Source organism: Stenotrophomonas maltophilia (assembly GCF_006970445.1).
In the GTDB taxonomy this organism is placed as follows: domain Bacteria; phylum Pseudomonadota; class Gammaproteobacteria; order Xanthomonadales; family Xanthomonadaceae; genus Stenotrophomonas; species Stenotrophomonas maltophilia_AU.
This window is the reverse complement of the sequence record NZ_CP033877.1, coordinates 2,405,861-2,430,786: the sequence shown is the minus strand read 5'-3', so window position 1 is coordinate 2,430,786 and position 24,926 is coordinate 2,405,861. Positions and strand designations below refer to the sequence as shown.

Annotated in this window: 21 protein-coding genes; 14 read left to right on the top strand and 7 right to left on the bottom strand. The window is 67.2% G+C overall.

Features of this window, described 5'->3' with window-relative positions; genetic code table 11:
• The first annotated feature begins 6 nt into the window (after positions 1-6).
• From EGM71_RS11240 to EGM71_RS11210, 7 genes are all read left to right on the top strand, one after another.
• On the top strand, positions 7-771 hold the full coding sequence (locus tag EGM71_RS11240; protein WP_188484992.1) for a Slam-dependent surface lipoprotein: 765 nt from the start codon (positions 7-9) through the stop codon (positions 769-771).
• 90 nt (positions 772-861) lie between these two features.
• On the top strand, positions 862-2,316 hold the full coding sequence (locus EGM71_RS11235; protein WP_188484991.1) for a porin family protein: 1,455 nt from the start codon (positions 862-864) through the stop codon (positions 2,314-2,316).
• 135 nt (positions 2,317-2,451) lie between these two features.
• Positions 2,452-2,856 carry a response regulator gene (locus EGM71_RS11230; RefSeq protein WP_188489821.1) on the top strand — a complete coding sequence of 135 codons (405 nt, stop codon included), beginning with the start codon at positions 2,452-2,454 and terminating at the stop codon, positions 2,854-2,856.
• A gap of 9 nt (positions 2,857-2,865) precedes the next feature.
• A complete protein-coding gene (locus EGM71_RS11225; RefSeq protein ID WP_188484990.1) occupies positions 2,866-4,452 on the top strand; it encodes a sensor histidine kinase in 1,587 nt (528 codons plus the stop codon).
• Positions 4,453-4,522: 70 nt separating this feature from the next.
• Positions 4,523-4,864, top strand: a complete 342-nt coding sequence (locus EGM71_RS11220; RefSeq protein WP_014037381.1) for a type II toxin-antitoxin system prevent-host-death family antitoxin — start codon at positions 4,523-4,525, stop codon at positions 4,862-4,864.
• Between the two features lie 3 nt (positions 4,865-4,867).
• Positions 4,868-5,494 (top strand): AAA family ATPase, encoded by a 627-nt coding sequence (locus EGM71_RS11215; RefSeq protein ID WP_188484989.1) that lies wholly within the window; start codon positions 4,868-4,870, stop codon positions 5,492-5,494.
• Positions 5,495-5,603: 109 nt separating this feature from the next.
• Positions 5,604-6,221 (top strand): hypothetical protein, encoded by a 618-nt coding sequence (locus tag EGM71_RS11210; RefSeq protein WP_188484988.1) that lies wholly within the window; start codon positions 5,604-5,606, stop codon positions 6,219-6,221.
• Between the two features lie 84 nt (positions 6,222-6,305).
• Here EGM71_RS11210 and proP read toward each other — a convergent pair whose 3' ends face one another.
• Together proP and EGM71_RS20910 are read right to left on the bottom strand one after the other, a co-directional pair.
• Entirely contained in the window at positions 6,306-7,793 is a 1,488-nt protein-coding gene (proP, locus tag EGM71_RS11205) for a glycine betaine/L-proline transporter ProP (RefSeq protein ID WP_188484987.1), read from the bottom strand.
• A gap of 260 nt (positions 7,794-8,053) precedes the next feature.
• Positions 8,054-8,182, bottom strand: a complete 129-nt coding sequence (locus EGM71_RS20910) for a hypothetical protein (RefSeq protein ID WP_262975112.1) — start codon at positions 8,180-8,182, stop codon at positions 8,054-8,056.
• Between the two features lie 189 nt (positions 8,183-8,371).
• Here EGM71_RS20910 and EGM71_RS11200 point away from each other — a divergent pair, with 189 nt between their 5' ends.
• A complete protein-coding gene (locus tag EGM71_RS11200) occupies positions 8,372-8,788 on the top strand; it encodes a host attachment family protein (RefSeq protein ID WP_014037377.1) in 417 nt (138 codons plus the stop codon).
• A 5-nt stretch (positions 8,789-8,793) separates the two neighbouring features.
• On the top strand, positions 8,794-9,177 hold the full coding sequence (locus EGM71_RS11195; RefSeq protein WP_223224447.1) for a thioredoxin family protein: 384 nt from the start codon (positions 8,794-8,796) through the stop codon (positions 9,175-9,177).
• Here the strand turns inward: EGM71_RS11195 and EGM71_RS11190 are convergent.
• Complete coding sequence (locus EGM71_RS11190) at positions 9,174-9,416, bottom strand: hypothetical protein (protein ID WP_049447317.1); 243 nt, start codon at positions 9,414-9,416, stop codon at positions 9,174-9,176. The two genes, EGM71_RS11195 and EGM71_RS11190, sit on opposite strands and share 4 nt — an antisense overlap.
• Before the next feature lie 416 nt (positions 9,417-9,832).
• Complete coding sequence (locus tag EGM71_RS11185; RefSeq protein WP_223224446.1) at positions 9,833-12,001, bottom strand: autotransporter outer membrane beta-barrel domain-containing protein; 2,169 nt, start codon at positions 11,999-12,001, stop codon at positions 9,833-9,835.
• Positions 12,002-12,558: 557 nt separating this feature from the next.
• Between EGM71_RS11185 and EGM71_RS11180 the strand changes: the two genes are divergently transcribed.
• Positions 12,559-14,910 (top strand): GH92 family glycosyl hydrolase, encoded by a 2,352-nt coding sequence (locus tag EGM71_RS11180; RefSeq protein WP_188484984.1) that lies wholly within the window; start codon positions 12,559-12,561, stop codon positions 14,908-14,910.
• A 419-nt stretch (positions 14,911-15,329) separates the two neighbouring features.
• On the opposite strand, the gene EGM71_RS11175 is transcribed toward EGM71_RS11180, so the two are convergent.
• A complete protein-coding gene (locus EGM71_RS11175) occupies positions 15,330-16,712 on the bottom strand; it encodes a sensor histidine kinase (RefSeq protein ID WP_188484983.1) in 1,383 nt (460 codons plus the stop codon).
• On the bottom strand, positions 16,705-17,379 hold the full coding sequence (locus EGM71_RS11170) for a response regulator (protein WP_014037371.1): 675 nt from the start codon (positions 17,377-17,379) through the stop codon (positions 16,705-16,707). The genes EGM71_RS11175 and EGM71_RS11170 overlap by 8 nt, the downstream gene beginning before the upstream one ends.
• A gap of 62 nt (positions 17,380-17,441) precedes the next feature.
• Here EGM71_RS11170 and EGM71_RS11165 point away from each other — a divergent pair, with 62 nt between their 5' ends.
• Genes EGM71_RS11165 through EGM71_RS11155 form a run of 3 tightly spaced genes read left to right on the top strand, consistent with a single transcriptional unit; the run spans position 17,442 to position 22,932 of the window.
• Positions 17,442-18,689, top strand: a complete 1,248-nt coding sequence (locus EGM71_RS11165; protein WP_188484982.1) for a TolC family protein — start codon at positions 17,442-17,444, stop codon at positions 18,687-18,689.
• Positions 18,686-19,858 (top strand): efflux RND transporter periplasmic adaptor subunit, encoded by a 1,173-nt coding sequence (locus EGM71_RS11160; RefSeq protein ID WP_188484981.1) that lies wholly within the window; start codon positions 18,686-18,688, stop codon positions 19,856-19,858. Before EGM71_RS11165 ends, EGM71_RS11160 begins: the two co-directional genes overlap by 4 nt.
• Complete coding sequence (locus tag EGM71_RS11155) at positions 19,855-22,932, top strand: efflux RND transporter permease subunit (RefSeq protein ID WP_188484980.1); 3,078 nt, start codon at positions 19,855-19,857, stop codon at positions 22,930-22,932. Before EGM71_RS11160 ends, EGM71_RS11155 begins: the two co-directional genes overlap by 4 nt.
• A gap of 100 nt (positions 22,933-23,032) precedes the next feature.
• Here the strand turns inward: EGM71_RS11155 and EGM71_RS11150 are convergent, their stop codons facing one another.
• Positions 23,033-23,776, bottom strand: a complete 744-nt coding sequence (locus EGM71_RS11150) for an SDR family oxidoreductase (protein WP_188484979.1) — start codon at positions 23,774-23,776, stop codon at positions 23,033-23,035.
• A 106-nt stretch (positions 23,777-23,882) separates the two neighbouring features.
• Between EGM71_RS11150 and EGM71_RS11145 the strand changes: the two genes are divergently transcribed.
• On the top strand, positions 23,883-24,815 hold the full coding sequence (locus EGM71_RS11145; protein WP_188484978.1) for a LysR family transcriptional regulator: 933 nt from the start codon (positions 23,883-23,885) through the stop codon (positions 24,813-24,815).
• Positions 24,816-24,926: the final 111 nt, after the last annotated feature.

Here is a 24,926-nt window from a genome sequence, read left to right as displayed (position 1 = left end):
AATACCATGAAGATGATCTCCCGTTCGGTTCTCGCCGTTGCTGCCACCTTTGCCCTGGCCGGCGCCGCGCATGCCGCTGACATCGTCGGTGCGGCCAGCCCGGTGACCGACGCCGAGCTGTACGTCGCCGTCGGCGAATCGCAGGTCAACGGTGGCCCGCACCAGGCAGGCAAGGCCGGTATCGGCGTCGGCACCGTCTCCAACGCCAAGCCGGTCGATTTCCAGGGCCTGAGCCTGTACTCGGGCACCACCACCGTCAATGGCACCGCCGTGCGCACGCTGGCCATGCCGATCACCGGCGCACCGGGCAGCCATGCCGGCATGGGCCACTTCAACTTCGTCAAGGTTGGCAGTGGTGACGTGTGGTTCGGCGAGTGGTCCAAGGATGGCGCCGCCGGTGGCTTCAACAACCGCCAGGTCTACTTCGTCGGTGACCGTGCCGGCACCACGCTGCCGGCTGGCGTAGCCACCTACAGCGTCGCGGGCCTGAACAAGTTCAACGGCAGCAACCTGCTGTCCGGCACCTTCCGTGCGGACTTCGGCAGCGGCAAGCTGCTCGGCGGCCTGACCGGTGGTGGCCTGGCGATCAACGTCAACGCCAACATCAACAGCGCCAACGCCTCGTTCGCCGGTACCGCCACCGCCAACGGCACCGTTGCCGGTGCCACCCAGGGCCAGTTCTTCGGCGCCAACGCCGCCACCCTGGCCGGCATCGCCACGTTCGCCGGCAACAGCCAGTACGACACCGCCTTCGGCGGCAGCAAGAACTGATCGCCACGCCCCTGACGGGGCAGGGCAGGGACAAGCCGCGATCCGCCAGTCCCTGCTTCGGCCCGCTGCATGCACCACCACGGATCGACCATGCGCCATTCCATTTTCCTTGTCGTACTGCTGTTGGCTGCCGCTGATGTGCGCGCCCAGCAGGACGATCTTCGACGCGTGCTTGAACAGGGCACCGAACTGCGCCACCAGCAGCAGGACCAGCAGCGCCTGCAGCAGGCCGAGTCGGAGCGGCCGACCATCACCATCGACGGCCAGACATTGCGCGTGGAGCGCACCGTCGATGATCTCGGCCAGGCCCTCTACCTGTCACTGCAGCATCAGCAATGGCAGGCCGCCGCTGCCTTCCTCGCGGAGTACATCGAACTGCCGGGGCATGACCCCCTGCTGCGCCACTATGCACAGGGGGCGCTGGCACGGGTGGCCGGCGACCATCGTCGCGCGGCGAAGGAGTACGAAGCGCTGCTGGCGGCGCAGCCGGATTTCCTGCCGGCCCGCCTCGAGCTGGCGCGTGTCTATGCGGAAGACCAGCGCGATCGCGATGCGGTCACGTTGTTCACGGCCATCGCTGCGGGCATCAATGCCGATGATCCGGCCACGGCCGGCGTCCGCGCGCGCGTGGACGGCTACCTGGGTGCCCTGCAGGCGCGCCAGCGCTGGAAAGGCGCGTTGTCCGCCGGCCCTGCATGGAGCGACAACATCAACCGCAGTTCGGCCAGCCGCACCTGCCTGTTCGGTGTCGGCGACACCTGCCTGATCGAACGCACGCTGCCCGAAGCGCAGCGCGCCACCGGCCTGGACTACGACGCCAACCTGGAACGGCGCTGGGCGTTGGCCGGCCATCATGGTCTGTACGTGCGCGGTCTCGCCTTCGGTCAGGCATGGCGCGGGCACAGTGCCTACAACGAGCTCAATGCCAACGTGCAGGCGGGTTACAGCTGGCGCAGCGCACGGCAGACCGTGATGCTGGCCCCCAGCTATGACTACCAGGGCCTGGGCAACCATGCGCTGCAGGGCGGTAGTGGCGTGCACGGCGAATGGCAGTACGCCCTGGATGCACGCAGCCTGCTCAGGCTGGAGGCCGACTGGAAGCGCCAGCGGTATCGACAGCAGGGCCTGGCCAGCAACTACGACGGCGAGCTGGCATCGCTGTATGCCACCTGGTTCCGCGCGCTCAATCCGCGCTGGACGGTCTTCGCCGGGCTGGATGTCACCGACAGCAGCGCAGCCGACCCGGCCAACGGCTACCGCCAGCGCGGCCTGCGGCTGGGTGCGGCACGGCAGTGGAGTGGCACCACGGCCACCGTATTCGTGTCGCTGCGCCATCGCGACTACGACGCCTGGAGTCCGCTGCTGGAGGCGCGCAGGCAGGACGACGAACAGAACCTGATCGCCATCGTGCGCAGCGAGCGTCTGGCCGTGGCTGGGCTGGTGCCCAGCCTGAGCCTGCGCTACGCCCGCATCGACAGCAACGTCGGCTGGCTGTACAGCCACGACCGCAGCCTGCTCAGCCTGAAATGGGAGCGCGCGTTCTGAACGTGCCGCTGCATGCCGGGGTGAATGCGCCGTGGCCGTGATCTTCATCGATCATCACGCGCCCTTGTAGCCCGGTTCGCGCATCCTGCGGTCGTTGCGGCAGAGGTGGGCCGCGTGTATCGAGGAGCGCGGGTCGTGCTGGAAGCGGGCAACAAACCTGAGGGCCTGAAAGGGCTGAGAGTGCTGGTGGCGGAGGATGAATTCGCCATCGCGATGTTCCTGGTGGACTACCTGGAGCTGAAGGGCGCGCAGGTGGTGGGGCCGGCCGGAGACCTGCAGGCGCTCGGCCGGCTGGTGGATGACAATCCCATCGATGTGGCGCTGCTGGATATCAACCTGGGCGGCGAGCAGGTCTACCCGCTGGCCGATCGCCTGGCCGAGGCCGGCACGCCGTTCATGCTGACCTCCGGCTACGACGACAATCTACCCAGCCGCTTCGCCTGCACGCCCCGCTGCACCAAGCCCTACCACATCGAGGCGCTGGTCCAGCAGCTGGCCGAACTGGTGGCGACGCCGCAGGCCCCTGCGGGCATCGCCTGATTGCGCGGCATGTCGCGCCGCATTGAAGGCCTCCAGGCCGCCGCCTCGCGGGGTTCCATGCCGCCGGCGCCTCGCCTGCAGGCGCGCCTGGATGGCATGGCCGCCCGCATCGCCCGCCATGACTGGGCGTCCACCCCGTTGGGCGCGATTGAACGATGGCCGCCGCACCTGCGCGCCACCGTCGACCTGATGCTGGCCCACGGTTTTCCGATGATCGTGCTGTGGGGCGAGCAGCTGGTGCAGCTCTACAACGACGGCTATGCCGAGATCCTGGCCGACAAGCATCCGGGCGGACTCGGCCAGCCGACCCGCGAGTGCTGGCCCGAGGTCTGGCACATCAACGGGCCGCTCTATACCCGGGTCTGGCAGGGCGAGACGCTCACCTTCGAGGACAAGCTGTATCCGCTGGTCCGGCGGGGGCGGCTGGAGGACATCTGGTTCACCATCACCTACAGCCCGATCCGCGGCGAGGAGGGGCGCATCAACGGCGTGCTGGTGACGATGTTCGAGACCACTGCCGCGCATCTGGCATTGGTTGCACGCGAGCGCGAGGAGCAGCGGCGGCGCGAGAGCGAACGGCGCCTGGAGCTGGCCTTCAGGATGCTGCCGGTGGGCCTGTGCATCGTCGATCTGGACGGCCGCATGCTGTTGTCCAACGACCAGATGCGCGCCTACCTGCCCAGTGGCAAGGTGCCCTCGACCGATGCGGAAAACCTGCATCGCTGGCGTGGCTGGCATGCGGACGGTTCGACCGTTGGGCCGGAAGATTTCGCCATTGCCCGTGCGATGCGCGGTGAAACCGTGGTGCCTGGGCTGGAGTTCCAGTACCTGCATGAGGACGGTCGCGCCCGCTGGACACGGGTCGCGGCCGCGCCGCTGCGCGATGCCGATGGCGAGGTGACGGGTGTGTTTGCGATCGCCGTGGACATCGACGATCTCAAGCGTGCCGCCGAGCGCCAGTCGGTGCTGCTGGCCGAGCTGCAGCATCGGGTCCGCAACATCATGTCCACCATCCATGCCATTGCCTGGCGCACCCGTGTATCGGTCAGCAGCGTGGACGAGTATGCCGAGCGCCTGTGTGCGCGGTTGATGTCACTGGCGCGCACGCAGAGCCTGCTGACCCGCGGCGCCAATGTAGGAGTCTGCCTGCGCGGCATGCTCGACGAGGAGATTGCGGCACAGACGCCGGCGGCGGCCGCCTATCACCTGCAGGGTGAGGATGTGCTGTTGCCACCGAAGGCGGCCGAGGTGCTGTCGCTGGCCATCCATGAGCTGGCCACCAACGCGCTCCGGCATGGCGCGCTCACCCACGAGGATGGCCGGATCGACGTCTGCTGGCACCTGCAGGTGCAGGACGGGCAGCCGTGGCTGGGCCTGCACTGGTGCGAGCGCCATGCCGAGGTGGCGGGCTGGGAGATGCCGCGCCAGCGTGGCCTGGGCCGGGTCCTGATCGAGCAGCGGGTGCCCTATGAGCTGGCCGGCAGTGGCGAGCTGCGCTTTGCCTCGCAGGGGCTGGACGCCTGGATCCGCTTCCCGCTGCGCGAGCGCGACAGCCTGCTGCAGACCGACGCGCCGGACACCGGGCCCCCGGGTTGAAAGGGGATTTATCCCCAATTTGGCCAAATTGGGTATAGTGGTCCTCATCCACCCTGCCCGGAGCCGTGCCATGACCCTGCCGCTGGATCTGCCTGGCCTCGAGAAGGCCCCGGCCTCGTCGGTGAAGACCCGGGGCTGGCCGAGCCTGATGCGCACCGTGCGCGAAAAGCAGGCGCTGGTCATCACCAACCACAACCACCCGGAAGCGGTGATCGTGGACATCCGCACCTACCAGGAACTGCTGGCCAAGGCCGCTGGCGGCGACGCCGGTGAGCGCAACGAGGAACTGCAGCGCCTGCGCAGCGAGTTCGACCAGACCCTGGCCGGGCTGCAACGCGGGGAAGGTCTGGGCAAGGTGCTGGGCCAGCCGATCCGGCGCGGCCGCAAGGTCACCCTCGGCCGCCCGCTCTGATCGATGGGACGCATCCTGGCGTTGGCCGGTGTCAATGGCGCCGGCAAGAGTTCGTTGCTGGGCACCTGGCTGGACGCCGAAGGGCTGAGCTGGTTCAACCCGGATTCCTTCACCCGCCGCCTGGTCGACGCCGGCTGGCCATTGCCGGAGGCCAACGCCGAGGCCTGGCAGGAAGGCACCCGCCGCCTGCGCCAGGCGATGGCCGATGGCACCGACTTCGCCTTCGAGACCACGCTCGGCGGCAACACCATTCCGCGCCTGCTGCGTGAGGCCTGCGAACGGCATCAGGTGGCGATCTGGTTCTGTGGGCTGGCCGATGTCGAGCTGCACATCGCCCGCGTTGCCGCGCGGGTGGCCGCCGGTGGCCACGACATTCCGGTGGAGAAGATCCACGCGCGTTTCGATTCGGCGCGCGCGAACCTGCTGGAGCTGCTGCCGTACCTGGCCGAGCTGCATGTCTACGACAACAGCGCGCCGGCCGACGCGCAGGGCTGCGTGGTGCCGCTGCCGGTATTGGCCATGGCTGCAGGCGAACTGCAGTACCCGATTGCGGTAGCCGACCTGCTGCACACGCCCGGCTGGGCCAAGCCCATCGTGATGCGCGCGATGGAATTGCACACACCCCAGTAGATCCACGCCATGCGTGGATGCCTTCCGCACATCGCGCGACACTGCGCCGTGCACGACTGGGCGCCACCAGAGCTGCGGTTAGACTGGCCGCACGCTCAAGGAGGACGACATGCACGGACCCGCGATGTTCCGCTTCACTTCGATCTGCATGCCGCTTGCTGCGCTGGCGCTGTCCAGTTTGACGGCGGTGGCTGCGCAGGCCGCGTCCAAGCGGGTGGTGCCGCCACCCAGCCTGGTACAGGCCTACCGGGCCGCCGAAGCCAGTCTGCGGCGTATTCCCGGTGACGATATCGAATCGGACTTCCGCCCGGTGTGGACGGGTGTTGCCGATCTCGATGGTGATGGTCGTTCCGAAGTTGTGTACTTCTACACGTCGACCTACACAGGTGGCAGCTTCGCGCAGAGCAATGTGGTGGCGGTGATGACGGCGCTGACGGCGGACGATCCACGCGGCAAGGAGAACCCGAAGAGCCTGTCGCGGGTGGATGCCGAGGATTTCGCGGCCATCCGGGAATCAGGTTATGGCGATGATGCCGGCATCCAGATTCCGGGCGCGGTGCAGTCGATCCGAATCGATGGCAACCGGATCATCGTTGCCTTCACCGTTACCGCGGGCGCAACGGTCTGCGAAATTCCCCGCGATTTCCGCCACGTCTGTCCGCCGGACGGAAACTACACCTGGACGCTGCGTTGGACGCCGGGGACGCTGGCCCGCATCAGGAAGTAGCGCCAGGCAGCGCCGGGCGTATCCACCCGGCGCCACTGGCCCCGTAGATCCACGCCAAGCGTGGATCGCATTCTGCGCCCGGTCTCAGGCCGGCTTCACCTGCTCGGGCTCCGCAACGTCCGGCAGCGGCGGCAGGGTCGGGTCCACTGTCACCGGCACATCGCTCTTCAACAGCGCGGCCGCTTCCTTGTCGCTGCCGACGGCCGGCGGTGAACCGCGCAGCGGCAGGCCGGCGGTCTCCTTCACGAACAGCATGGTCACCAGGCCGATCACCGCTGCGCCCATCAGGTAATACGCCGGCACCAGCGGGTCGCCGGTACGCTCCACCAGCCACGCGGTCACCAGCGGCGTGGTGCCGCCGAACAGCGACACCGACACATTGAAGGCGATCGACAGCGCGCTGTAGCGCACCGGGGTGTAGAACAGCGCCGGCAGCGTGGACGGCATCGAGCTGGTGAAGCACACCAGCGCCAGCCCCAGCAGCATCAGGCCGAGGAAGATCAGCCAGTCGTTGCCGCTGCCGATCAGCAGCAGGCACGGCACCGCCAGCACCAGCAGCGCGATGCAGGCACCGATGATCATCGGGCGGCGGCCCAGCCTGTCACTGAACAATCCACCCACGATGTTCAACGGCATCATCACCAGCATCACGATGATGATCAGCAGCAGGCCCTTGCTCTCGGCATAGTTCATTGTGACGCTGAGGTAGCTGGGCATGTAGGTCAGCAGCATGTAATCGGTCACGTTGAACACCAGCACCAGGCCCATGCACACCAGCAGCTGGCGGCCATGCACCTGGAACAGCGCGCCCAGCCCGGGCCGGTCGTGCTCGCGCTTCTCGGCTTCCTCGGCGAAGGCGCGGAACGCCGGGGTTTCCTCCAGCTTCATGCGCATGTACAGGCCGAGCAGGCCCAGCGGGCCGGCCACCAGGAACGGAATGCGCCAGCCCCAGTCCAGCATCTGCTCGCTGCTCAGCAGCATGTGCAGCGCGGTGACGGTGCCGGCGCCGGCGATGTAGCCGCCCAGCGTGCCGAACTCCAGCCAGCTGCCCATCAGGCCGCGGTTGCGATCGGTGGAATACTCGGCGATGAAGGTCGCCGCGCCGCCATATTCGCCGCCGGTGGAGAAGCCCTGCACCACGCGCGCCAGCAGCAACAGCACCGGCGCCCAGATGCCGATGCGCTCGTAGGCGGGAATCAGGCCGATGGCAAACGTGCCCAGTGCCATCAGGATCATGGTGAACGCCAGCACTTTCTGGCGGCCGTAGCGATCACCCAGCGGGCCGAACACCAGGCCGCCCAGCGGCCGTACCAGGAACGCCACGGTGAAGGTGGCGAACGCGGCGATCACCTGCGCGGTGGGGTTGCTGGAGGGGAAGAACACCTGGCCGATGGTGACGGCCAGATAGCCGTAGACACCAAAGTCGAACCACTCCATGGCATTGCCGAGTGCGGCGGCGCCGACGGCGCGCTTGAGCATGGGCTTGTCGACGACGGTGATCTCATCGACCTTCAGGTGGCGGCGGCGTTTGAACCAGCCGAAATGGGCATGTGCATCGGGGGTGTCCTGCATGGGGGCTCCCTTGTAGGCAGAAGAGGGGGAATGAGCGGTGAGGTAGGTCCCGGAAATCGGAAACGGCGATGCAGGCGCAGGTGGCGCAGGGGCATCGGTGAGTGGCGTAGGGGCCGGGGAATGTGTGCAGGCACGACGCCACGCGCACGGCAAAGCACCGCCGCAACGGCGGAAACGCAGCAACAGGATCAGCGCGGTCGCGCAGTCAGCGGCCGGAGGTCACAGCAGCGTAGGGAGTGCAGGCCGAGGGCCTGCGGGCGTCATCCGCCGGGATCCAGCGCGAGGCGATGGAAGGGCTGGGCGGAAGCAATCGTGGCAAGCGAAGCGCCGGTCGGCAGTGCTTCCCACGTAACAGGTGCGCCCGTCACGTAGTGGGTCGTGTCGATCATCCGTTCATCATAACGGCATCGGCGTGAGCATGCAGAGAAGCGGGCTGATCTGCACGCTGTGTTCCATCGCGCCTGTTCATCTGCGAACGCAACGCGATGACATGCGTTGAACGAACTCTGGCCGCAGCGCTCACACCATGCTGTCTACGGTGGGTTCAACGCAATAACGCAATCGAGAAGGAGCATCGCATGACCCGTCGCATTCCCGAAGGTACGCTGATCATCGTCGCTGATGGTGGTTCGGCCCGCGTGTTCACCAACGTCGGCAGCGAACATCAGCTGGCCCTGAAGCAGGAGGGCGAACTGCGCCTGCAGGACATCAGCGAGCAGGGTGTATCCGGGCAGGGGCCGGCCGGCGCGGTGCCGAAGGACATGTCCATCTCCCAGCTCAACGAGGCAACGTTCGCCAAGCAGGTGGCCGAGCAGCTCAACGAAGATGCACTGAACAACCGCTATGCGCACCTGGTGCTGGTGGCCGACCCGACCACGCTGGGGCGCATCCGGCCGCTGCTGCACAAGGAAGTCCAGGCGCGCCTGCTCGGTGATATCGCCAAGGACCTGACCAACGCACCGTTGGCGGATATCCAGAAGGCGTTGGCGGCGTAGCGCGCATGCCTTTCATGCATGATCACCTGTCGGTGGAGCCGGCCCGCGCGGATGTGGAAGCACAGGCGGGCTGGCAGTTGCTGGAGTTCGGAGCGCCCTGGTGTGGACATTGCCACGCGGCGCAGCCTGCGCTGCAGGCATTTGTGGATGCCAACGATCTGGTGCACTGGAAGATCGAGGACGGCCAGGGCAAGCCACTGGGCCGTGCCTTCCGGGTGAAGCTGTGGCCGACCGTGGTGCTGCTGCATGACGGGCAGGAAGTGGCGCGGGTGGTGAGGCCGGTCGACAGCGCCGACCTCGCCACGTTGCAGGGCGCCTTGCCAGGCGACGGTGGGGACGGCCGCGCGTGGCCTGCAGAACCGAGCGGGGCTTGGCGACATCGTACCTAGTGGTAGGTCACCTTCTCCGCCTCCTCGCGCAGCGCCCGCAGCAGGCATCGCCCATGCTGGCTCAGCATGACCATCGCATTGGCGATCTGCCTGGGGTTGTATCCCATCGGCGCGGGAGGCTTCGGCTCGGGGCCGTACTGTTCGCCGATGAGGATGGCCATGCCTTCGGCACTGTTGAGGGCATGTTCGATGCGCTGGAACAGCGACTCCATGGCCGGGCTGAGCGGACGTTGGGTCATGCGGGAACTCCTTGGGAAGCGAGGGCCACCGCAAGGGTGGCGGGCGATGCGTGCTTGGAACTCCCGGAAGGAACAGAGAAAACCGGAGGGCCTGACGGCCACACGCAGCGCCCGCCGTAGTTGCGACGAGCTATCTCTGTCCTTCTTTTCGGGGGTTCCAATCCCGGCAGCGGGATGTCCGCTGCGGCGCCATCCTGCACGTATCACGACGTGGAACGCTCATTGATGCTTTCTGCCAAACGGGCAGAATCGAAAGGTCACGTCACTCACCGCTGTAGATCCCGGCAAATAAGTGTTGGGCGCGACAATCCCTGTCGCGCCCTTCACGCCGTGGCCGCGGACCCCAGTCCGACGGCCACACCTCCCGCCTTGATATCAACCCGCAATCGAAGCGATCACGGGCTGAAGGCGACCGATTACCAGCTGTAACTGACACCCACCTGTGCGGTGGTCTGGTGATAGCCACTGGCGCGCTGCAGCGACAGGCCGCCCCAGGCGCCGATGCCGTTGGCGAACTTCAGCGATGCGCCGCCGCTGAACTCACCGCGGCTGCGCGGTACGCGGGCATCGGCCACTTCGTCATTCATGCGGATCTGCGATTCGGCGCGGGTATGCAACCAGTTGGCGGCCAGGTACGGCTGCACTTCGGCCGTCCCGTTGCCCCAGCGGGTCACACCGGACAGGCGCAGGCCCGCGCGGCCGAACAGGCCGTTGGCATCATCGTTGGCGACCGTGGTGCCGTTCACTTCGGTGTGTCGGCTGTCATTCCAGCGGTTGTAGCCCACCTGCAGCTGCGGTTCCAGATAGATGCCGCCGTTGCTGGCACCGCCCACGCGGAACGCATAGCCGGTTTCCAGCGCGCCCTGCCAGGCACGGCTGTCGTAGCGCTCTTCGGCCAGGCCGACGCCCTGCACGCGGTTGCGGAACTGCGCGCGCTGCACCGAGCCATCCACGTAGAAACCCGCATACGGGTCTGCGCCGTTGCCGCCGCGCCAGGTGCCGTAGATCCCCAGCGCCTCACCCTTCACCTTGCCCCGTGCGTGGTAGCCGGTCAGTTCATTGGTGGCGGTGCTGCTGGCGTTGCCGGTGGACAGCATCACGCCCGCGCTGCTGCCCGATTCGTGACGCCACACATCGGCGCCGACGGTCAGTGCCTGACTGTTGCCGCGGATGTCGAGCTGGCGGGTGATGGCATCGAAGCCATTGCGCGAACCATCCACGCGGGCCCAGGCGCGGCCGGAATTCTGGCCGGCATGGCGGTCGTGGTAACCCAGGCGGAACATGCGCTGCGCCGCCTGCAGGTTGGCCAGGTAGGCGCCCACTTCAGGACGCAGCAACGGCACCGGATCGAGTGGATCGGTCGGGTCCACCGGATCGACCGGGGTCACCGGATCGGTCGGGTCCACCGGCCTGCACCCGGGCAGGTTGGGGTCGCCCACGCACGGGTCGCCCACGGTCGGCAGCTCCGAACGCAGGTACCAGTTGCCGTCGGCCGCGGTACCCTTGTGCAGGAAGTACTCGTACTGGCCGGCCACGGCACGGCCGGCCAGGTTGAACTGGCCATTGGACGCGCCACCGACCTGGATCAGCTCGATGCCCTGGTTGGTCTGCGCGCCGGTGCCGCCGACATTGTTGACGCGCACCGTGGTGGTGCCGCTGGTGTCACCGCCAATGATCAGCCTGTCGGTGGCTGCATCATCGCCGGCCAACACGGTGTTGAAGGTAAGGGTGCCGCCGTTGCCGGTGTAGTTGCCGGCGACGTTAAGGGTGTGGAAGGCCGAACCATCGCCCAGCGCGATCTCGCCGCCGCTGCCCAGCGACAGTGCGCCGGTGGAGCTGTTGCCGCTCAGCTGCCAGCGGGCATTGTCCACCGCCATCGAGGTGATGTTCTGGGTGGCGCCGAGCAGGGTGGCGTTGTTGTTCAGCGCAACGTTCACGGTGCTGCCGCCGGTGTTGATGATGTTGCCGGTGAGCTTCGAATTGTCGACGGTGAAACCGACATTGGCGGCGGCCGCGGTGACTTCCAGCAGGTTGCCGTTGCCACCGATGAGTTCGGCGCCATTGCGGGCGGTGAACTGGATGTCGGTATCCGGAAAGGCGGGGTTGCGCGGCGCGCCGACGATCAGCGCGGCACCGCTTTTGCCTTCGACCTTGGATGCGTCGATCACAACAGTGGAAGAGCCCGCTGAAGTGGAACTTCCCACGGCATAGATGCCATTCTGCTCACCGGTGACGACACTCCCGTTGCCCACCACGATATCCGAACGCTCGAAAGCGACGATGCCGTTTCCATTCAGCGCGGGATTGGCGGAACCACTCAGCGTCCCGATCACCTGAGTGCGGTCAAGGTTCAGCACGGCGCGCTGGCCGGGTGGCGCGATGGCGCTGATACCGATGCCCAGCCCGGTGACCTGACTGTTGCTGATATTGGCGATGGGCCCGCCGAGCGCATCACCACTCGCGAGGGCGATGCCCCGCCCACCGGTGTTGGTTACGGTGGAATTGGCGAGTGTCAGTTCGCTGGCCTGAAGGCTTATTCCGCCTGAGACAAGATTGGCGGTGACTTCCGCACCAGTGATCCTCAACTGCGAGTGCTGATTTCCAGTGACATTGAGCGTCTTTCCACCAGGACTGACGATGAGTTGGGCGTTTGTGAGCACCCATGTTTCCGGCGCATCACCCGGCTGCACAGTCGCAGACTGACCTGGTGTGAGGGTGGCCGCGTAGGCAGGTAGGCCCACGGCAAGCGAGCTGGCCACAGCCAGCGCGAGAGTACGACGAACTGCGATCTTCATGACGGAACTCCTGTTGGGACCAGACTTCAGGAAAGGGACCGCATTCACTTCGTCGGCGTGAATCAAACGCGGAGATGGCGTGAAGGCGAAGTGATTCCAGCGGCCTTTTCGGTTTTGATGCCTCGCAATGTGATGAGCGTCACGCCGCAATGGGGGTGCGGTCGGGTGTTCTGCGCTGGTGCATTGAGAGCGGGCAAAGTGTGCTGACCGTCGATGAGGCGAGCCATGCAATTAGTTGCATATGAAATAGGACAACTTTTGTCGTCTTTGGATTCGTTCAGCTGCGCCGCAACATGCGGCGTGTGAAGCCCGGTGCTAGCATCGGGTCACCATCTGAATCGATCCAAATGCCGATGCCCACGCTGGACCGTCGTCTCCTGATCGCCTTCGCCGCTACCGCCATGCTTGCCTCCGGTGCCACCCTGGCTGCCACACCGAACACCGCTGCCGAACGCGCCTATGCCGCGGTCGATCCCTTCATCGGCACCGGTGGCGAGGGCCATACCTACCCGGGCGCCACGGTGCCGTTCGGCATGGTCCAGCTCAGCCCGGACACGCGCATCCAGCCACGCGAAAAGGCCTATGGCTGGGCGGCCGGCTACCGCTACGACGACAGCAGCATCGTCGGCTTCTCGCATACGCATTTTTCCGGCACCGGTCATTCGGACCTGGGCGACATCCTGCTGATGCCGTTCACCGGCACTCCCGGCCTGGAGCGCGGTGATCCGGAAAAGCCGCGCAGCGGCTATGCATCGCGCTTCCGCCACGCGGACGAGAAGGCCGAGCCGGGCTATTACGCGGTCACCCTGGATGACTACAGGGTGCGCGCCGAGCTGACCACCAGTGCGCGCGTGGGCGTGCATCGCTATGCCTTCCCCCAGGGCACCGACGCCAAGGTGCTGCTGGACATGCGCACCAGCATGTACGACTACCCGGGCAAGGTGCTGTGGTCGCGGGTGCGGGTGCGCGCCGATGGCACGGTGACCGGCTTCCGCGAAACCCGTGGCTGGGCGCCGGGCCGCCAGCTGTATTTCGCGATGCGCTTCTCGCGCCCGCTGGCCGGGCACGAGCTGCACAACACCGAGCAGGACATCGTCTACAAGGGCTTCCCGCCGCCGGGTGAGAAGAATCCGGCGCAGCGTGCGCAGATCGAAGGGCGGCAGCTGGTCGGTACGTTCGCGTTCGGCAAGCTGGACGCACCACTGGTGGTCAAGGTGGCGATCTCGCCGGTCAGTGAAGCCGGTGCCATCGCCAACCTCGACGCGGAAGTGGCGGACTTCGATTTTGACCGCGTTCGCGCTCAGGCAAAGCAGGAATGGACGCAGGCGCTGTCGGTGCTCGATATCGATGCGCCGGAACATGCGCGACGCAGCGCCTATACCGCGCTGTACCACACGATGCTGGGGCCGACGTTGTTCATGGATGCCGATGGCCAGTACCGCGGCTCGGACAATGCCGTGCACCAGGCCAAGGGCTATACCAACTACTCCACCTTCTCGCTGTGGGATACCTACCGTGCGTTGCACCCGTTGCTGACGCTGGTGCAGCCGGAGAAGCGCAACAGCGACTTCGTCAATTCGATGCTGGCCCACCATGAGCACAGCCCCTACGGCATGCTGCCGGTATGGTCGTTCCACGGCCTGGAAGACTGGTGCATGATCGGCTACCACGCCGTGCCGGTGATCGCCGATGCCTACGTAAAAGGCATCCGTGGCTTCGACGCCGACAAGGCGCTGAAGGCAATGGTCGAGACCGCCAACTACGGCCCGTACGATGGCATCGCGCAGTACCGCGAGCTGGGTTACGTACCGATCGACGAGGAAGGCGAAGCGGCCAGCAAGACGCTGGAATATGCCTTCGACGACTGGACCATTGCACGCATGGCGCAGGCGATGGGCAAGGCCGATATCGCGGCCACCTTCGACACGCGTGCCGGCAACTGGCGCAACGCGTTCGACAAGGACACCGGCTTCATGCGAGCGCGCAAGCGCGATGGCAGCTTCCGCACGCCGTTCGACCCCAGCGCCAGCGGCTACGGCACCGACTACACCGAGGGCAATGCCTGGCAGTATTCGTGGTACGTGCCGCAGGATGTGGCCGGGCTGGCCGCCGCGCATGGTGGCAGCGACAAGCTGCTCGCGCGCCTGGACGAAGTGTTCAACGCCAAGGTGGATCCATCGATCTTCGAGCATATGGAAGACATCACCGGCCTGATCGGCTGGTACGCGCACGGCAACGAGCCCAGCCACCACGTGGCCTACCTGTACTCGTACGCCGGCCAACCGTGGCGCACGCAGGCCCGCCTGAAGCAGATCATGGATACCCAGTACGCCGACCGCCCCGATGGCCTGGCTGGCAATGATGACGTCGGCCAGATGTCGGCGTGGTACGTGTTTACTGCACTGGGCTTCTACCCGGTGGCCCCGGGCTCGGGCGAGTACATCCTGGGTCGCCCGTTCCTGCCGAAGACCGCGATGCGCCTGCCCAACGGCAAGACGTTCACCATCGTGGCCGATGGGCTGGACGACAGGCACACCTACGTCGGCAGCGTGAGCCTCAACGGCAAGCCGCTGCAGCGCACCTTCCTGCGCCACGACGAGATCCTGGCCGGTGGTGAGCTGCGCTTCAGCATGCAGGCCGGGCCGAACAAGGACTGGCCGGGGCAGGGCGCGCAGGCGCCGTATTCGATGAGCCGATGACGATGGGCGGCTCCGCATTGCCGCCGTCATTGCCCCGCACTTGGTAGGTGCCAACCTTGGTTGGCACGCAGAAGGTCGACGGCGCCCACCAAGGTGGGCGTCTACCGGGCGGCGTGATTGGGTAGGTGCCAACCTCGGTTGGCACGCAGAACATCAACGGCGCCAACCAAGGTTGGCATCTACCGGAATCCGCAGGCCGTGGGGCCTTGGTAGGTGCCAACCTTGGTTGGCACGCGGAACATCAACGGCGCCAACCAAGGTTGGCATCTACCGGAATCCGCCGGCCGTGGGGCCTTTGGTAGGTGCCAACCTTGGTTGGCACGCGGGACATCAACGGCGCCAACCAAGGTTGGCATCTACCGGAATCCGCAGGCCGTGGAGCTTTTGGTAGGTGCCAACCTTGGTTGGCACGCCGGACGTCAACGGGAACGGAACCACAACCCCACTCGCGCGCCACCGATCGGCGCGCCATCAATCACCAGCGCCGCACCATGCCGCTGCGCGATCTCGGCCACGATCGCCAGTCCCAGCCCGCAGCCGTCGCCCTCGCTGCTTGCCCGGTAGAAGCGTTCCGTGACGCGCGCGCGTTCGGCTTCGGCGATGCCGGCGCCATCATCGTCCACCCACACCTGCACGCCCTCGGCATCCTGCTGTAGCCCCAGGGTGATCACACCGGGCACGGCGCCGTAGCGCAGCGCGTTGTCCAGCAGATTGCCCAGTGCCTCGCGCAGGAGCTGTGGATGGCCCTGTACCTGCACGCCGTCGTCGGGTCCGTCGTAACCCAGGTCCACGCCCGCCGCCAACGCACGGTCGGCGTAGCGCTCGACCACATCGCGTGCCAGCGCGGCCAGGTCCAGCGGCTGCAGCGGCAGTGCGCTGCCATGCGGATCCTCGGAGCGGCTGAGCATCAGCAGCTGGTTGACCAGGTGCTGCAGCCGCGCCAGCCCGGCCAGCGTGCCGGACAGCGCCAGTTGCTGCGCCTGCGGATCATGCTGGCGCAATGAACTCTCCAGCTCCACCTGCATCGCGGCCAGCGGCGTGCGCAACTGGTGTGCGGCGTTGCTGACAAAGCGCCGTTGCGCGGCCTGCATCGCGTCCAGCCGTTGCAGCAGCGCGTTATAGGCTTCCACCGCTGGCCACAGTTCGCGTGGGGCTTCCTGCGCGGGCTCCAGTGGCGCCAATGGGTCCGGGCGCGGGCTGGCCAGCCTGCGCGCTACCTGGTTGGCGTGCCGTGCGGCGGCACCGGTACCGGACCAGGCCAACCATGCGGCCAGTGCCAGGATCGCGGCCTGGAACGGGATGCTGGTCAGCAGCAGCTTGCGTTCCAGGCGATGGCGCTTGCGCAGCGTTTCAGCCACGCGCAGCCGGATATCGTGGCCCGGCCCGGCACTGACCACCACTTCCACCATGCGCACGGCTTGCCCACGAAGGCGCGCATCGTAGTAGACGGCGTCGTCATCACCTGCAGAGCCGGCCGCGGGGCGTGGCAGCGCCTCAGGCAGGTCGCCATACAGTCGCCCGCCATCGGCATCCACCACCTCGCCGTGCACTTCGTCGGCGGTGTCCCAGGTGAACATGCGCGACACCGCCGGGGTGATCTCGATCGAGGCACGCCCGTCCTGCACCTTCACCAGCTCGGACAACGACATCGCCGAGTCCAGCAGCCAGCGGTCGTAGACCTGGCCGGCGTAGAAGCGGGCCAGCGCGAAGGAACCCACCGCGCTGCACAGCAGCAGTACCAGCAGCGGCAGCCACAGGCGGCGCAGCAGCAGGCCACGCAGGCTGTGCACGCGCTCAGTCACCGCCGGCCTCCAGCCGATAGCCCAGGCCGCGCAGCATGCGGATGCCGACGCCGGCGCGTGCCTGTTCCAGCTTGCGGCGCAGGCGGCTGACATGCACTTCGATCACCGACAGGTTGGCCTCGTGATCCCAGCTGTACAAGGCGTCGAACAGGCGCTGTTTGGTGACGGTGCGGCCGGGGTGCTGCATCAGTGCCTCGACCAGCGACAGCTCGCGGGCGGTCAGTTCGATGCGTTGGCCATCTACCTGCGCTTCATTGCGGATGCTGTCGAAGCACAACCGGCCCAGGCGCTTCTGCGCCGGTGCATCGCTGCGGCGGCGTGACAGTGCACGCAGGCGGGCTTCCAGCTCACCCAGTGCGAACGGCTTGGCCAGGTAATCATCGCCACCGCGGTCCAGGCCAAGAATGCGGTCCTCCACGCCATCGCGCGCCGTGAGGATCAGCACCGGCAGGGTGACGCCGTCGTTGCGCAGGCGCGAGAGCAGGTCCAGGCCATCGACGTCGGGCAATGAAAGGTCGAGCACCATCACGTCATACGGTGCGCTGGCCAGTGCAGCCGGCGCGTGCAGCCCACGCGAGAGGTGGTCGCAGAGATGGCCGGCGCCCTGCAGGGCACGGATCAGCCCATCGGCCAGGGCAGCGTCGTCTTCGATCAGCAGGATTCGCATTGCAAGCTTCGTGCAAGGTTGGGGCAAGTTTGGCGCAAGTGCGTCACCTTACCGTGACGTGCATGAATTTCTCCCCTCGTCTTGCGGTCGTGCTGGCCGCCCTTTCGTGCGCGCCTGCGGCTTCGGCGCTGTCCCTGGCGGATGCGCAGCGTGCAATGGAAGCGCACAACCCGGACCTGCGCGCGGCGGCACTGGAGCTGCGCGGGGTGCAGGGTGATGCGCAGACAGCGGCGTTGCGCCCGGCCACCGAGCTGTCGATCGGTACCAGCAAGATCAGCCCCAAGCATGGCATCGGCCCGGGGCGCTGGCAGGACAAGCGGGTGGACAGCACGCTGGGCCTGGGCTGGACCTGGGAGCGCGGCGGCAAGCGCGCATTGCGCATCCGCCAGGCGGACGCGCTGCTGGAAGTGGCCGGACTGGACATGCTCGATGCCCGGCGCCGCCAGCAGGTGGCGCTTCATGAAGCCTATTTCGGCCTGAAGGGTGCGCAGGAGCGGGCGCAGATTGCCGACGCCAACCGGCGGAGTTCGGTCGAACAGATGACCGCGGCCGACAAGCAGGTGGCCACCGGGGCGATGGCGCCGGTGGATCGCGCGCGGCTGGCGGTGGACGATCTGGCGGTGGCCGACGCGGCGCGCGAGGCGGCCCTGGATCTGCGCGATGCGCGGCATGCGCTGGGCCTGCTGCTCGGCAGCGATGACAGCCGTGACCTCAGCGCCGATGACCCCTGGCCGGATGCCAGCAGCGTGGCCGATGTGCGTGCGTTCGATCCGCAGCAGCGCGCCGACCTGCGTGCGGCGCGTTCGCGCCTGGCCGCCGCCGACGCGGGCGTGGCACTGGCGCGGAGCGAGCGCCATCGCGACATCCAGCTGGGCGTGGAGGCGGAGCGCGAGCCCACCGACATCAGCGGTGTCACCTGGGGCGTGTCGTTGACCATTCCACTGGGCGGCCCGTCGCGCGCACGCGGTGCGATCCAGCGTGCCGAGGCCGACCGCGACAGCGCCGCGCTGGAATTGCAGGTGCTGCAGCGCGAAGCACGCGCCGAGCTTGACCAGCTGCAGGCGAGCGCGCAGTCCGCTGCGCAGCGTCGCAACGACTACGAAGGGTTGCAGTCCGATGCTGCACGCAAGGCGGTGCAGGGCATTGAACTGGCCTACCGCCGCGGCGCCGCCAGCCTGACCGATCTGCTGGATGCGCGCCGCAGCTGGCGCGACTTCGAGGCCGCGCTGATCGAAGCGCGTGCCGACCACGCCATTGCCCTGGCGCGCTGGGAAGCGGCCACATCCGTTGCTGAAGGAGAATCCCGATGAAGTCCACCGTCGCCCATCGCCTGAGGGCGCGCCACGCCGTGCTGCCGACCCTGCTGGCGCTTGCCCTGCTGGGCGGCTGCGGCCGCGAACCGGCGTCCTATGCCGAGGATGCACCGCAGGTCAGTGCCGGCCAGATCCAGTTTCCGGCCGGCAGCCGCCAGCTGGACGTGCTGCGCAGCGAGGTGGTGACCGCCGGCGCCAGCGCCAGCCTGCAGCTGCCGGGCCGCGTGGTCTGGGACGAGACCCGATCCAGTGCACTGCGCACGCCGTTGGCGGGGCAGGTGGCGCGCATCGAGGCGCAGCCGGGGCAGAAGGTGAAGGCGGGCCAGGTGATCGCCTGGATCACTTCGCCCGAGTTCGGCCAGGCCCAGGCAGACGGCGTGCGTGGCCGCGCCGAGCTGCAGCAGGCGCGCAAGGAGCTGGAGCGTACTCGTGAACTGCATGCTGCGGGCGTGGCGTCCGGCCGTGAGCTGGACGAGGCCGAGGCCAACTTCGCCGGCAGCCAGGCCGATCATGCGCGCGCGACCGCCTTCGCCAGGGCCTATGGCAACGGCCAGCACGTCGACCAACGGCTGCCGCTGCGCGCGCCCATCGATGGCGTGCTGGTGGAGCGGCGGATGAGCCCGGGCATGGCGGTCAGCCCCGACAGTGAACAACCCTTGGCGGTGATCGGCGATCCGGACCGCCTGTGGTTGCTGCTGGATGTACCGGAGAGCCTGGCCGGGCGTCTGAAAGCGGGCATGCAGGTGAGCGTGCCCGGCGCCGATGGACAGCCGCTGCAGGCGGCCCTGCAGCACGTGGATGACTTCGTCGACAGCGAACGCCGGGTGGTGCAGGCGCGTGCCGAGCTGGACAACCGAGCACGGAGTTTCAAAGCGGGCCAGTACGTGCGTGCGCAGGTTGCATTGCCGGCCGAGGGCGGTATCTCGCTGCCCGACGCAGCGGTGCTGCTGATTGATGGAAAGCAGGTGGTGTTCGTCGAAGAGGGCAAAGGCCGCTTCGTGCGCCACGCGGTGCACGCGGAGGAACTGGGTGATGGCCGCCTGTGGGTGCGTGAGGGCCTGGGGGTAGGCAGCAAGGTGGTGGTCGAAGGCGGCCTGCTGCTGCAGCAGCTGGTGGACAGCACGCCGGCAGCGGCCAGCACCGGCACGGGGCACGCCGCCCCATGATCGATCGCCTGATTGCCTATTGCCTGCGCCAGCCACTGATGGTGATGCTGGCACTGCTGCTGTTCATCGGCGCTGGCATAGCCGCGTTCCGCGTGCTGCCGGTGGAAGCCTTCCCGGATGTGTCCGACACCCAGGTGACGGTGGTATCGCTGCACCCGGGCCGGGCCGCAGAAGAGGTGGAGCGCGAGGTGACGATGCCGCTGGAGGTGGCGCTGTCCGGCATCCCGCATTCGGTGCGGGTGTTCTCGCATACGCAGTTCGGCCTGTCGATGATCATCCTGACCTTCGACGACAAGGCTGACGACTACTTCGCACGCCAGCAGGTGCTGGAGCGCCTGCAGGGCGTGGAGCTGCCGGAAGGCGTGACGCCGGAACTGGAGGCGATGAGCTCGGCGGTGGGCGAGATCTACCGGTACGTCCTGAAAGGCCCGCACCTGACACCGACCCAACTGCGCACCGTGCAGGAATGGACGATGGAACGCAGCCTGCGCACCGTGCCCGGCGTGGCTGATGTGATCAGTTTCGGCGGCTTCGCGCGCACCTTCCAGGTCAAGCCGGACCTGGACAAGCTGCGTGACCGTGGCATCAGCCTGGGTGAGTTCGCCGAGGCGCTGGAAAAGGGCAGCTCGAATGCGGGCGGCGGCTATGTGGAACGCGGGCAGCAGCAGTTCCTGATCCGCGGTGTAGGCCTGATGCGTTCGCCCGCCGACATCGGCAATGTGGTGGTCGCGCAGCGCGGAGGCACGCCGATCCTGGTACGCGACCTGGCCGGCATCGCCGACACCGGGCTGCCCCGGCAGGGCCTGGTCGGCCAGGATGACAATGACGATGCGGTGTTCGGCATGGTGCTGATGCGCAAGGGCGAGAACCCGTCCGACGTGCTCGACGCCCTGCATGCACGCATCGCCGAGATCCAGGCGAACCAGCTGCCGGCCGGGGTCAGCATCGAGCCGTTCTACGACCGCTCCTGGCTGGTGTCGACCACGCTGAAGACCGTCTTCCGCAACCTGCTGGAAGGTGCGGTACTGGTGTTCCTGGTGCTGTGGCTGTTCCTGTACAACGCCCGCGCCGCGCTGATCGTGGCGGCGATGATGCCGTTGGCGCTGCTGTCGACCTTCCTCGGCCTGCACCTGTGGGGCGTGCCGGCCAACCTGCTGTCATTGGGCGCGATGGACTTCGGCATCATCATCGATGGCGCGGTGATCGTGACCGAGCACATTGTTTCGCGATTATCGAAGCTGCCACCTACGGCTGATCGGAAGACGCGGTTCTCGACCATTCTTTCGGCCGCATCGGAAGTGGGCCGGCCGACGTTCTTCTCGATGTTGATCATCATCGCCGCGCATATCCCGATCTTCACCCTGCAGCGCCAGGAAGGCCGCATGTTCGCGCCGATGGCGTACTCGGTGACCTCGGCGTTGATCGGTGCGTTGATCCTGGCGCTGACCGTAGTGCCGCTGTTCTGCTACTGGTGGCTGCGGCGTGACCGCATGCGTGACGGCAATCCGCTGATGGACCGCCTGACCGGCTGGTACCGGCCGATCCTGGAGCGCGCACTGGCGCGCCCGCGTGCGGTGGTGCTGACTGCGGTCGCATTGCTGGTCGGCACGCTGGCACTGGGTACCCGCCTGGGTTCGGAGTTCCTGCCGGAGCTGGACGAAGGATCGATCTGGCTGACCGCCACGCTCGATCCCAGCACCAGCCTGGCCGAAGCGCAGCAGCAGTCGCGGCGCATCCGTGAGCTGGTCGGCACCTTCCCGCAGGTGTCGACGGTGGTGGCCAAGCTGGGGCGGCCGGAAGACGGCTCCGATGCCAAGGGCGCCAACCAGATCGAAGCGCTGGTGGCGTTGAAGCCGGAGAAGGAATGGCCGAAGGGCGTGGACAAGCGGCAGCTGGTGAGCGACCTGCAGCGCACGCTGGAGCAGCGTATTCCGGGGCCGGAGTTCTCGATCTCGCAGCCGGTGCGCGACAACATCCTGGAGAGCATCTCGCAGATCAAGGGCCAGGTGGTGATCAAGGTGAGTGGCTCGGATCTGGACGTGCTCAACCAGCAGGCGCAGGCGATCCTGGGCCAGGTACGTGGCGTGGAGGGCGTGGAGAGTGCCTTCATCGACCGCGACGGCTCATTGCCGCAGCTGCAGATCGAGATCGACCGCGACCGTGCTGCACGCTACGGCCTCAATGTGCGCGACATCGACGAGGTGATCGAGACCGCACTGGGCGGGCGCCAGGTCGGTGAACTGTGGGAAGGTGACCGCAAGTTCCCGATCACGCTGCGCCTGGACGACGCTGACCGTGACCTGCAGCGGCTGCGCACGGTGCCGGTGGGCATCGGCGATGGCCAGACCGTGACGCTCTCCGACGTGGCCGACTTCCGCATGGCCAGCGGCGCGATCAACATCTCGCGCGAGAACGCACAGCGGGTGAAGGCGGTGAGCATCTTCATCGCCGGGCGTGACATGGGCAGCGTGGTGGCCGACATGCGCAAGCGCGTGGACGCCAGCGTGCAGCTGCCGGAAGGTTACCGGCTGGAATGGTCCGGTGAGTTCGAGAACCAGCAGCGTGCGATGAAGCGGCTGGGCTGGGTGATTCCGCTGTCGGTGCTGATCATCTTCGTGTTGCTGTTCGACGCCTTCAAGGACATCAGCAGCGCCGCACTGATCCTGGCCAACGTGCCACTGGCGATGATCGGCGGCATCCTGGCCCTGTGGCTGACCGGCATTCCGCTGTCGGTGTCGGCGGCAATCGGCTTCATTGCATTGTTCGGGCAGGCGGTGCTGAACGGCGTGGTGATGCTCAGTCGCTTCGCGCAGCTGCGCGAGCAGGGCATGGACCTGCTGCAGTCGGTGGTGCAGGGCTCGCTGCAGCGCCTGCGTACGGTGCTGATGACCGCGCTGCTGGCGATGTTCGGGCTGCTGCCGATGGCGACTTCGCATGCGATCGGTGCCGAGACCCAGAAGCCGCTGGCGGTGGTGGTGATCGGCGGCCTGCTGTCGGCGATGCTGCTGACCCTACTGGTACTGCCGACGCTGTATTACTGGGTGCACCGGCGCCGCGAGGCACGGACGGGCTGACGGCGATATCCGGTTCTCCGCCCGGTAGGTGCCAACCTTGGTTGGCAGACGGCGAAGCGCCCACCAAGGTGGGCGACTACCGGTGTGCGACGGCCGCGATCTACACCATCCCGCCATTGGCGCGCAGCACCTGGCCATTGATCCACCGGCCATCGGCACCGGCCAGGAAGGCCACCGCACCGGCGATGTCCTCCGGCGTACCCAGCCGCTCCAGGGGATTCATCTTCGCCAGCCGCTCGATCAGCTCGGGCGACTTGCCGTCCAGGAAGAGATCGGTGGCGGTCGGGCCGGGCGCTACCGCATTCACGGTGATGTTGCGCCCGCGCAGCTCCTTGCTGAGGATCGCGCCCATCGTCTCCACCGCCGCCTTGCTGGCCGCGTAAACGCTGTAGTTCTCCAGCCGGATGCCGACCACGCTGGTGGACAGGGTGATCAGCCGGCCACCGTCGCGTACCCGTCGCGCGCTTTCGCGCAGCACGTTGAAGGCGCCCTTGATGTTGATGCCGATCACCCGCTCGAACAGGGCGTCGTCGGTGTCGGCCAGCGGTGCCAACTGCAGCACGCCGGCACTGTTGACCACCACGTCGATGCCGCCGAAACGGGCTTCGATGGCATCGAACAGCTGGCGGACCGCCTGCGGGTCGGCCACGTCGGCCTGCAGCGCGATGGCCTGCGCGCCGGCTGCGTTGAGTTCGGCCGCCAAGGCCTCGGCGTCGTCGCGGCGCCCAGCATAGTTGATCGCGACGGCGTGGCCATCGGCGGCGAGCCGGCGGGAGATGGCGGCGCCGATGCCACGGGAGCCGCCGGTGACCAGGGCGACAGAGCGGGCGGGGGAGAGGGTCATGGTCGGTTCCAGCGGGGCGCGCCGGAGTGGCGCAGGGCCATCTTCGCGACATTGCCTTTTCGGATAATCCTGCATAATCCGTCAACATCATCCGGATCACCGAACAATGGACCGCTTCACGGCCATGCGCGCCTTCGTCCGTATCGTCGAGCGCCGCAGCTTCACCCGGGCTTCCGAGGACCTGGGCCTGCCACGGGCCACGGTGACCGATGCGATCAAGGCGCTGGAACAGCGGCTGGGCGTGCGCCTGCTGCACCGGACCACGCGGCTGGTGGTACCAACGCTGGAAGGCGAGGCCTTCTATGGGCGTTGCCTGCGCCTGATCGCCGACATGGATGATGCCGAGGCCGCCTTCCGTGACGCGCCGCCGCGTGGCCCCTTGCGCATTGAGGTGCATGGCACGCTGGGCCGGCACCTGCTGTTCCCGCATCTGCCGGAATTCCTGCAGCGCTACCCGGAGATCGAACTGGAGGTCAGCGAAGGCGACCGCTATGTTGACCTGCTGCGCGAAGGCGTGGATGCGGCGTTGCGCGTGGGGACGCTGGCCGACAGCGATCTGGCGGCGCGCCGGTTGACGATGCTGCGCGAGGTGACGGTGGCCGCGCCGGGTTATGTGCAGGCGCACGGCCTGCCCGATACCATCGAATCGCTGGAGAAAGGCCATCAGATGGTCGGCTACCGCTCCAGCGCCACCGGTCAGCTGATTCCGCTGGAGTTCCAGCAGGGTGGGCACGTGCACTACCTGCCGCTGCCGGCGCGGGTGCGTGTGTCCGGTGCGGATGCGTTCCTCGGCGCCGCGCTGGCGGGCCTGGGTATCATCCAGGCGCCGCGCTACCGGATGGACCCGTATATCGCGCGCGGGCAGCTGGTCGAGCTGTTGCCGGAGGCGCCGCCGACACCAAGCCCGTTGAGCCTGGTCTACCCGCGCAACCGCACGCCGTCGCCACGGTTGCGGGTGTTCATCGACTGGGTGGCCGGGGTGTTCGAGCAGACCGGGGTTACCGGCCAGCGGCCGGCACTACCGAAGCAACGTTCCTGAGACGCTGCCATGGGATGGCTGTGCGGGGTAGTGCCGGCCGCTGGCCGGCAACACCGAAGCGGCGTAGCTGAAACGCCGCGACGGGATGGCTGTGTGGGGGGTAGTGCCGGC